Origin of the sequence: Achromobacter aegrifaciens (genome assembly GCF_902859735.1) — a bacterium.
Classification (GTDB): Bacteria; Pseudomonadota; Gammaproteobacteria; order Burkholderiales; family Burkholderiaceae_B; genus Achromobacter; species Achromobacter aegrifaciens.
On the sequence record NZ_CADIJY010000016.1, the window covers coordinates 92,167 to 101,540 of the forward strand.

The window sequence follows — 9,374 nt, forward strand, 5'->3', positions numbered from 1 at the left end:
CTACACCTTATATACCAGTACTAACACTACCATGCTAGGACATGGCGAGGGTCACTTCGTCCTATTTCCATACTTCAATCGAACTGCAATCAAACAGTTACAGATACAAATTCGGGTATTTAAAACAGATACAAAATTATCAAACCGATATAATCGTTGTGCGCTGGATTCACCCAAACGACGAAATAAAGCGCAATAAACCGCATTTATCCTGCATTAAACCGGATCAAAAATCCGGGATATGGCGAAATTAGTGCAAATTCAAGCTAATTAAGAGATGATGCGCGAAGAAACTCAAACTGCCGACCGGAAAACTTCGTCAAGAATTAACAAATATTGACTCGTCAAATCTGACATTTCCACACAATATGGCGACCATTAATTCCTAACTCGACTCGCGAATAATCACTATGGCTTCGTTTTTGCTCAAAAGCACGACTTCGGTCCTTGCCCTGGCATTCGTTCCTGCGGCATTTGCACAGTCAGCAGCTCCCGCCTCCGGGGCAGCTGGGGTCACACTGAACCAGGTCGTTGAGCAGACCCTGCTCAGCAACCCGGAAATCCAGGCCAAGTACCATGATTTCCAGGCTTCGCTGGAAGGCCAGGCCGTTGCCCGCGGCGCGTTCTTCCCGCAGATCAATGCGCAAGGCTATGTGGGTCGCGAGTACCGCAACAACGTGCCCGGAGTCGGGTCGCAAAGCTGGAGCCGTCCCGGCTACAGCGTGGAATTGCGTCAGCTGATTTTCGACGGCTTCCGTACGAGCAACGACGTCAAGCAAGCCGGCTTCGACAAGCTGGCGCGCTTCTATGACCTGTTGGCCACCAGCGACAACACCGCGTTCAGCGCAGTGCAGGCCTATATCGACCTGCAGCGCTACCGCGACATGGAACTGCTGGCCCGCCAGAACTACACCCTGCACGAAGAAACGCTCAAGCAGATCAACGAGCGCGCCGAATCGGGCGTGGGCCGCCGCGTCGACCTGGAACAGGCCGGCGGGCGCCTGGCGCTGGCCCAGACCAATCTGATGACCGAGACCGCCAACCTGCTGGACGTGCAGCAGCGTTTCCAGCGCGTCACCGGCGCCCTGCCCCCTGAAGCGATGCAGCCTACGCCCGATATCAGCGGCAAGCTGCCGGTCAAGCCCGCCGACTTCAACGAGTCGCTGCGCCGCAACCCCAGCTTCCTGTCCAAGCAGGCCGGGCTGCAGGCCGCGCAAGCGGGCGTCGCCTCGTCCAAGGGCGCCTTCTCGCCGAAGTTCGAATTCGTGGCCGCCACCGGCCGCGACCAGAACGATCCCACGCCGCAAAACCGCGACATCCAGAACTCCAGCGTCCAGGTTGTCATGAGCTACAACCTGTACCGCGGTGGCTCCGACTCCGCCCGCGTGCGCCAGACCTCCGCGCAGTCCTATGCTGCGCGCGACATCCGCGACTACACCTGCCGCAATGTGCAACAGGACCTGGCCGTGGCTTGGAACAACGTCGCCAGCCTGAACCAGAAGCTGCCCTTCCTGCGCGACCACGAAGTGGCCACCACCAAGGTGCGCGAAGCCTACCGCCAACAATTCCAGATCGGCCAGCGTTCGCTGCTGGACTTGCTGGACACCGAAAACGAATTGTTCGAATCGCGCCGCGCCCTGACCAACGCGCTGTATGACCTGCAGATCGCGCAATACCGCTGGCTGGCGCTGTCGCACGCACTGCTGCCGGCGCTGTCGCTGCAGCCCGCGCGCAACGAAATGCCCGAGGAAAACGGCAAGCTGGAAGTCTCCGACGAAGTCATCAAGCTCTGCAATTCGACGATCCCCGACTCGGCCCGCCTGGCGCCCGTGCGCGTGCAATACAACGAGGGCAATCTGCCGCCCACGTTCATCCCGGTAAACTCGCCCAAGGCCAAACCCTAGGTGACGCAAGCGCAAGGAGACCATATGCAGAAACAGGGCAACGACTTCTCACAACTGGATGCGGACTTCGTCCGCGTCCTGGAAGACCTGATCGACGCGCTGATAGCCAATGGCACCTTGCGTATGACCGACCTGCCTATCCAGGCTCAACAAAAGCTGACCCAGCGCAAGCAACAGCGCGCGCGCCTCTCCGAACACCTCGACCTGCTGGATGACGAAGATGGACAAGTTATCTGAAATGGCGGCCCGGGAGTGGCGCGCGGACGCGCGCGCGGCGCATGACGACCCGCTGCTCGATTGCCTGGTTGAAATCACCCGGCTCCATGGCGTGACGGCGACGGCCCAGGCGCTGTCGGCCGGCCTGCCGCTGGAAGAACACAAACTGACGCCGGCATTGCTGCCGCGCGCCGCCGCGCGCGCGCAGCTCTCCGCCCGCGTGGTCAAGCGCACGCTGGACAGCATTTCGCAGGACCTGCTGCCCGCGATCCTGCTGCTCAACGGCGAACGCGCCTGCCTGCTGCTGAAGAAAGACGGCGAAAACTACGTCGTCAGCCACCCCGAATTGGGCGGCAGCTCGATGGAAATGAGCGCCGCTGAACTGTCGGCCCAATACACCGGGCTGGTGTGCTTCGTGCGCCCGCAGTTCCGTTTCGACGCGCGCGCGCCCGAAGTCGCCAAGGTGCGCGAGCGCCATTGGTTCTGGGCCGCCATCATGGAAAACCGGCGCCTGTACCGCGACGCGCTGATCGCCGCCCTGCTGATCAACGTCTTCGCAATGGCGATGCCGCTGTTCACCATGAACGTGTATGACCGCGTCGTGCCGAACAACGCCGTCGAAACGCTCTGGGTGCTGGCCATCGGCATCACGTTGGTCGTGATCTTCAACATGATCCTGAGCACCGCTCGCTCCCACGTCGTGGACAGCGCCAGCAAACGGGTCGACGTGCGCCTGTCCGCGCAGATCATGGAACGCGTGCTGGACCTGCGCATGGAGGGCCGGCCGGTGTCGGTGGGATCCTTCGCCGCCAACCTGCGTTCGTTCGAATCCATTCGCGATTTCATCGCGTCAGCCACCATCACCACCCTGGTGGACCTGCCCTTCATTCTGCTGTTCCTGCTGGCGCTGGCCTGGATTTCGCCCTGGATGGTGCTGCCGCCGCTGGTCGCGATCGTGTTGATCCTGCTGGTGTCGCTGGCCGCGCAAGCCCGCATGGAATCCCTCACCATGGCCTCCTACCAAGCGTCGTCGCAGCGCAACGCGACCCTGGTCGAGGCCCTGACCGGCCTGGAGTCCGTCAAGACGCTCAACGCGCAGGGATCCATCCAGCGCAACTGGGAACGCGCCACCGAGTACATCGCCCTGACCGGCGGCAAACTGAAGCTGATTTCGTCCTCGACGGTCGGCTTCGTGCAGGCCGTCCAGCAACTGGTGTCGATCTCCGTCGTCATCATCGGCGTCTACCAGGCCCAGGAATCCGCCATTTCCATGGGCGGCATCATCGCCGCCTCCATGATCGCCGGGCGCTGCCTGGCCCCGCTCGGCCAGGTCGCCGGGTTGCTCATGCAGTACCAGAACGCTCGCACCTCGCTGGGCTCGATCGACAACTATATGAAGCTGCCGATCGAACGTCCGGCAGAAGCCGAATTCCTGCATCGTCCCGTCTTCCATGGCGGCATTGAATTCCGCGACGTGACCTTCAGCTATCCTGGCAGCAAGCAGCCGGTGCTGAAGAAAGTGTCCTTCAAGCTGAAGCCGGGCGAAAAGGTCGGCATCATTGGCCGCATCGGCTCCGGCAAGACCACGCTGGAGAAGCTGGCCCTGGCGCTGTACCAGCCCACCGAGGGCGCAGTCCTGCTGGACGGCGTGGACGTGCGGCAGATCGATCCGGCCGACGTGCGCCGCGCCATCGGCCACGTGCCGCAGGACCCGCTGCTGTTCTATGGCAGCCTGAAGCACAACCTGGCGATGGGCGCGCCCTACGCTGACGACGCCAGCATCCTGGCAGCCGCCAACATGGCGGGCGTCACCGATTTCGCCAACCTGCACCCCGACGGCTTCGACATGGTCATCGGCGAACGCGGCGAGTCCCTCTCCGGCGGCCAGCGCCAGTCGGTGGCGGTGGCCCGCGCCCTGATCAACGATCCGCCCATCCTGCTGCTGGACGAACCCAGCAGCAACATGGATCACCAGAGTGAAGCGCAGCTGCGCAAGCGGCTGGGTGAAGCCAGCGCCACGAAGACGATCCTGCTGGTCACGCACCGCACCGCCCTGCTGGACCTGGTCGACCGCCTGATCGTGATCGACAACGGCCATATCGTGGCTGACGGTCCCAAGGAGCAAGTGGTCGAGGCACTGCGTCAAGGACGCGTCGGACGCGGAAGCTGAGGAAACCATGCTGAACAATCCTGGCGAAACCCGGCACGGCCTGTTTGGAAGCCTGTGGCGCATGCTGCGCGGCGTCTTCGTGTTCTTCTTCGACCGCTTGCTGGACGGCGCCGAAAAAGGCAAGCCCCAGCAACGCTCCGACTACGTCGGCAACGCCGAATGGGTCATCCATGAATCGCAGGCGCGCGGTTCGCGCATCCTGTTGTGGGTCAGCCTGCTGGCCACCGGCGGCCTGCTGCTGTGGGCCGGCACCGGCAGCATTGACGAAGTCGTCCGCGGCGAAGGCAAGGTCGTGCCCTCGCGCCAGGTCCAGATCATCCAGAGTCTGGACGGCGGCATCGTCGAAGAAATCCTGGTGCGCCCGGGCCAGGAAGTCGAGGCGGGCGAGATCCTGCTGAAGATCGACTCCACCCGGTTCGCCTCGTCGCTGGGCGAGAACAACGCCGAATACCTTTCCCTGCTCGCCAAGGCCGCCCGCCTGCAGGCCCTGGCCACGGGCGAACCCTTCGTGGCTCCCGAGGAAGTGCTGACGCAGGCGCCCGGGCTGGTGGAAATGGAGCGCAATGCCTGGCAAGCGCGCACCACTGAATTGAACGCCACGGTCAACGTCGCACGCGAACAACTCAAGCAACGCCAGGAAGATCTGCGCGAAACGATCGCCAAGCGCGACCAGGCCGCGGCCAGCTGCGGCCTGACCTCGCGCGAGCTGCAAGTGACCCGTCCCCTGCTCAAGAGCGGCGCCGTGTCCGAAGTCGACCTGTTGCGCCTGCAACGCGACGTGGCCCGCTACTGCGGCGAACAAAAAGGCGCCGAAGCCCAGATCGACCGCTTCCAGGCCTCCATCAAGGAAGCCGAAAGCAAGCTTCAGGAAGCTGAGCTGAACATCCGCAACCAGGCCCGCAACGAGCTGTCGGAAACCAACACCAAGCTGGCGACCCTGCGCCAAGGCAAGCTGGCGCTGGCTGACCGCGTGAAGCTGGCCGAGGTCCGCGCCCCGGTGCGCGGCACGGTCAAGACGCTGTTCAACAACACGGTCGGTGGCGTGGTCCAGCCCGGCAAGGACATCATCGAGATCGTGCCCAAGGACGACACGCTGCTGCTCGAGGTCCGCATCCAGCCGCGCGACATCGGCTTCCTGCATGCCGACCAGAAGGCAGAAGTGAAATTCACGGCCTACGACTTCGCCATTTACGGCGGCCTCGAAGGCAAGGTGGAACAGATCGGCGCGGACACCGTGACCGACGAGAAAGGCAATTCCTACTATGTGGTGCGGGTCCGCACGGATCGCAGCACGGTAGGCGACAAACTGTTGCCCATCATCCCCGGGATGGTGGCGGAGGTTCATATCCTGACTGGCAAGCGCACGGTGCTGCAGTACCTGCTCAAGCCCATACTGCGCGCCAAGGCGAATGCCTTTACCGAACGTTAAAGGAGGGCTGCAAGGCCTTATGAAACCCGTTCCTGTCCTGTTGATTACGCACGACGACCTGTTGTGGCAGCATTGGCGCGGCCTGAATCCGGCCCGCTGGCTGGCGGCCCGCGGGCGCGGCCTGGCCGACCTGCAACGCTGGCGCGAACAGGGCCGCACTCTGGCGGTATTGGATGCGGACCTGCCCCGGCTGCCGTCCTGGCAGGATCCCATCTGGGCCGCGACCCTGGCGGACCTGCACGTGGTGGTCGCCAGCCCCAGTCCTAACGACGAGCAAGGCACCCGGGTGCTGGGCGCCGGCGCACATGGCTATTGCCACGGCTATGCCTCGGCCGCCTCGCTGTCGCAGGCGCTGGAAGTCGTCGCCTCCGGCGGCATCTGGATGGGCCGTTCGCTGGTGTCGCGGCTGCTCAAGCTGGTCGCCGAGCGCGCCCAGGACGAGCACGCCTGGGATGGCGGCGTGCTGACCGAGCGTGAAATCACCGTGGCCCGCTATGCCTCCAGCGGCCAGGCCAATGCGCAGATCGCCGAAGCCCTGGGCATCACCGAACGCACGGTCAAGGCCCACCTGTCAGCCGTTTTCGAAAAGCTGGGCGTAACCGACCGCCTGCAGCTCGCCCTGCTCGTCCACGGCATATCTGCCCCCGCCGACGCCAAAATCAAAATTACTTCCTGATACTGTCCTTGAGGACAATATCCCGCGCCGGCGGCGCAATCTAGTATCTGGCCATCTTGGATAACTCCCTGAAACGGAACCAACATGGCCAACACCTCTCCCGCAGTCGTCAACGAAATCTCCGGTCGCGCGTGGATACGCAATAGCGACGGTTCCCTGACTGAACTGCATCAAGGCAGCAAGGTCCCCGCAGGCAGCGACGTGGTCACTGCCTCGGGCGCCACGGTTTCGCTTCAGGTCGAGAACGGCATGCCGATCGTCATCGGCGAAGGCCGCGAGGTTGCCGTGACCGGCGACATGACCGGCCCCCTGGCCGACCCGTCCGAAGCGGCTGTGGCTCCGCCCTCCGGCACCGACTCCGACCGCTTGCTGGCCGCCCTGCGCGACGGCCGCGACCCGTTCGATGAACTGGATCCCACCGCTGCCGTCGTGGCCGGCGGCGGCGATGCCGGCGGCAGCAGCTTCGTGCGCCTGGCCCGCATCCTGGAAACCACCACCCCGCTCGACCTGGCCTACCCGAACCCCAGCCGTGGCCAGGAGATCCTGCCCCGCCTGTCCGGCACCGGCGCCGGCGGCGACGATGAAGCCACTCCGGCCACCGTCAACACCCCGCCCAACGCGCTGAACGATACCGGCAGCGGCGAACAGAACAGCCTGGTGCGCGGCAACCTGCTGCTGAACGACTCGGATCCCGATGGCGACCCGCTGGCGATCGTCTCGGTCAGCGGCCGCCCCATGACCCCGGCCGGCATCACGGTCAACGGCAGCAACGGCGGCACCTTCACGGTCCTGCCCGACGGCAGCTACGTCTTCAACCCGGGTAACGAATACGGCCACCTGGCCGTGGGCGAAACGGCCACCAGTACCGTTTCGTACACCATCACGGATCCCAGCGGCGCCACCTCCACGGCGAACGTCGTCGTGACGATCACCGGCACCAACGACGGCCCGGTGTCCACCTCCATCGCCGACACCTCGGGCATCGACGCCCAGACCGGCGTGAGCTACAACGTCTCCAGCCATTTCTCGGACCCGGACACCAGCGACAAGCTCACCTTTACCGCCACCGGCCTGCCGCCCGGCCTGACCATCGACCCGAACACCGGCATCATCACCGGCACCATCGACCATTCCGCCTCGCAAGGCGGCAACAATGGCGTCTACACGGTGACGGTGACCGCCACCGACCCGTCCGGCGCCACGACTTCCCAGGACTTCAACTGGGACGTCACCAACCCTGCGCCGACGGCGGCCGATGATAACGGCACCACCGACGAAGACACCACGCTCAACGTCAGCGCCCAGAACGGCGTCCTGTCCAACGACGTGGACCCGGACGGCGACACCCTGACCGTGTCGCAAGTCAACGGCGCCACTGGCAACGTGGGCACGCCGACGGCCGGCTCCAACGGCGGCACGTTCACCCTGAATCCCGACGGCTCGTACTCGTTCAATCCCGGCAATGCCTTCCAGCACCTGGCCGCGGGCCAGACGGCGACCAGCTCGATCACCTATACCGTCACGGACGGCCAAGGCGGCACCAGCTCCGCCACGCTGACGGTCGAAATCACCGGCACCAACGACGCGCCGACCGCAGTTGCCCTGCAGAACCAGAACAACATGGACGGCGATGTCGTCAACTACAACCTGTCCGGCTTCTTCAGCGACCTCGACGACGGCGACTCCCTGGTCTACTCGGTCGACCACATCCCCGGCGGCCTGAAGTTCGACCCCACCACCGGCACCTTCACCGGCCAGTTCGCCAACTGGGCGTCCGATCACACCAACACGGGCGTCAAGGGCGAGTACCTCATCACCGTCACCGCCACCGACAAGTCGGGCGCAACCGTCTCCCAGACCTTCGTCTGGACCGTGGGCAACCCCGTCCCGGTCGCCACCAATGACGAAGGCACCACCGGTGAAGACAAGCCCCTGGTCGTTGACCACGTTACCGAAGGCGTGCTGGGCAACGACCGCGATCCGGACGGCGATACCATCCGTGTTTCGCAAGTCAATGGCGCCGACGCCGACGTCGGCAAGCCTGTCGTCGGTTCGAATGGCGGCACGTTCACGCTCAACGCCGACGGCACGTACACGTTCAATCCCGGCACGGCATTCCAGTATTTGAATGACGGCCAGACCGCAACGACGTCGATCACGTACACCGTGTCCGACGCGCAAGGCGCGACCAGCACTGCCACCCTGACCATTACGGTCACCGGCCAGACCGACGCTCCTCCGGTGATCACGCCTGAAGACAGCGACGGCGATGTGACGGCGGGTCATAACAATGTGGCCGAAGCGTCTGGCGCCACGGTCACCGGTTCCGTGACCGTCTCCGCCGAGGCCGGCGTCGACAAGGTCACGGTGGGCGGCAAGGACGTCAGCAACGCCAGCGCCGCCAACCCGGTAGTCATCGCCACCGACAAGGGGGTGCTGACCGTCACCAATTACGACGCCGCCACTGGCAAGATCACCTACTCCTACCAGGAAACTGGCGGAGCCGCCGATCACTCCAATGGCGACGATTCGGTCCGCGACCTCTTCCAGGTTTCCGTTACGGACTTTGCCGGCGAGACCCGCAGCAATGACCTGGTCATCCAGATCACCGACACGGCGCCCGAAGCCAAGCCCGACACCGCTTCCGTCACGGAAGACACCGCACTGACCGCCTCCGGCAACGTCATCAGCGGCACCGGCGCCGACACCCTCGGCGCGGACGTCACCAACGTCGTGGGCGTGGCCAAGGGCACCGTCCCCGCCGGCCAGAACGTCACCGGCAACGTCAACACCGCCGTCAACGGCGAGTACGGCAAGATCGTCCTCAAGGCCGACGGCACCTACACCTACGAGCTGAACAACAACGACCCGCGCGTGAACGCGCTGCTCGATGGACAGCAGCTCAAGGACACCTTCACCTACACGATCCGTGATGCCGACGGCGACGTCAGCACCACCACCATCACCGTCACCATCAAC

6 protein-coding genes are annotated in these 9,374 nt (G+C 64.1%); all 6 read left to right on the top strand.

Annotated elements, in window-relative coordinates; genetic code table 11:
* Positions 1-410: 410 nt before the first annotated feature.
* Positions 411-1,904 (top strand): TolC family outer membrane protein, encoded by a 1,494-nt coding sequence (locus HV766_RS26895; RefSeq protein ID WP_054458283.1) that lies wholly within the window; start codon positions 411-413, stop codon positions 1,902-1,904.
* Between the two features lie 24 nt (positions 1,905-1,928).
* Positions 1,929-2,141: a hypothetical protein gene (locus HV766_RS26900; protein WP_042792889.1), complete on the top strand. Its 213-nt coding sequence runs from the start codon at positions 1,929-1,931 to the stop codon at positions 2,139-2,141.
* Positions 2,125-4,290 carry a type I secretion system permease/ATPase gene (locus HV766_RS26905; RefSeq protein ID WP_370539850.1) on the top strand — a complete coding sequence of 722 codons (2,166 nt, stop codon included), beginning with the start codon at positions 2,125-2,127 and terminating at the stop codon, positions 4,288-4,290. Before HV766_RS26900 ends, HV766_RS26905 begins: the two co-directional genes overlap by 17 nt.
* A gap of 7 nt (positions 4,291-4,297) precedes the next feature.
* A complete protein-coding gene (locus tag HV766_RS26910; RefSeq protein ID WP_054458285.1) occupies positions 4,298-5,719 on the top strand; it encodes an HlyD family type I secretion periplasmic adaptor subunit in 1,422 nt (473 codons plus the stop codon).
* Positions 5,720-5,738: 19 nt separating this feature from the next.
* Positions 5,739-6,395, top strand: coding sequence for a helix-turn-helix transcriptional regulator (locus HV766_RS26915; protein WP_054458286.1), 657 nt, complete (start codon positions 5,739-5,741; stop codon positions 6,393-6,395).
* 84 nt (positions 6,396-6,479) lie between these two features.
* Positions 6,480-9,374: retention module-containing protein (locus tag HV766_RS26920; RefSeq protein WP_175182149.1), on the top strand; the 2,895-nt coding region annotated here is incomplete at its 3' end.

What these genes read in the sequence shown, in the direction of transcription:
- HV766_RS26915 (WP_054458286.1), top strand. Translation starts at nt 5,739, where the DNA reads ATGAAACCCGTTCCTGTCCTGTTGATTACGCACGACGACCTGTTGTGG.
- HV766_RS26895 (WP_054458283.1), top strand. Translation starts at nt 411, where the DNA reads ATGGCTTCGTTTTTGCTCAAAAGCACGACTTCGGTCCTTGCCCTGGCA.
- HV766_RS26900 (WP_042792889.1), top strand. Translation starts at nt 1,929, where the DNA reads ATGCAGAAACAGGGCAACGACTTCTCACAACTGGATGCGGACTTCGTC.
- HV766_RS26905 (WP_370539850.1), top strand. Translation starts at nt 2,125, where the DNA reads ATGGACAAGTTATCTGAAATGGCGGCCCGGGAGTGGCGCGCGGACGCG.
- HV766_RS26910 (WP_054458285.1), top strand. Translation starts at nt 4,298, where the DNA reads ATGCTGAACAATCCTGGCGAAACCCGGCACGGCCTGTTTGGAAGCCTG.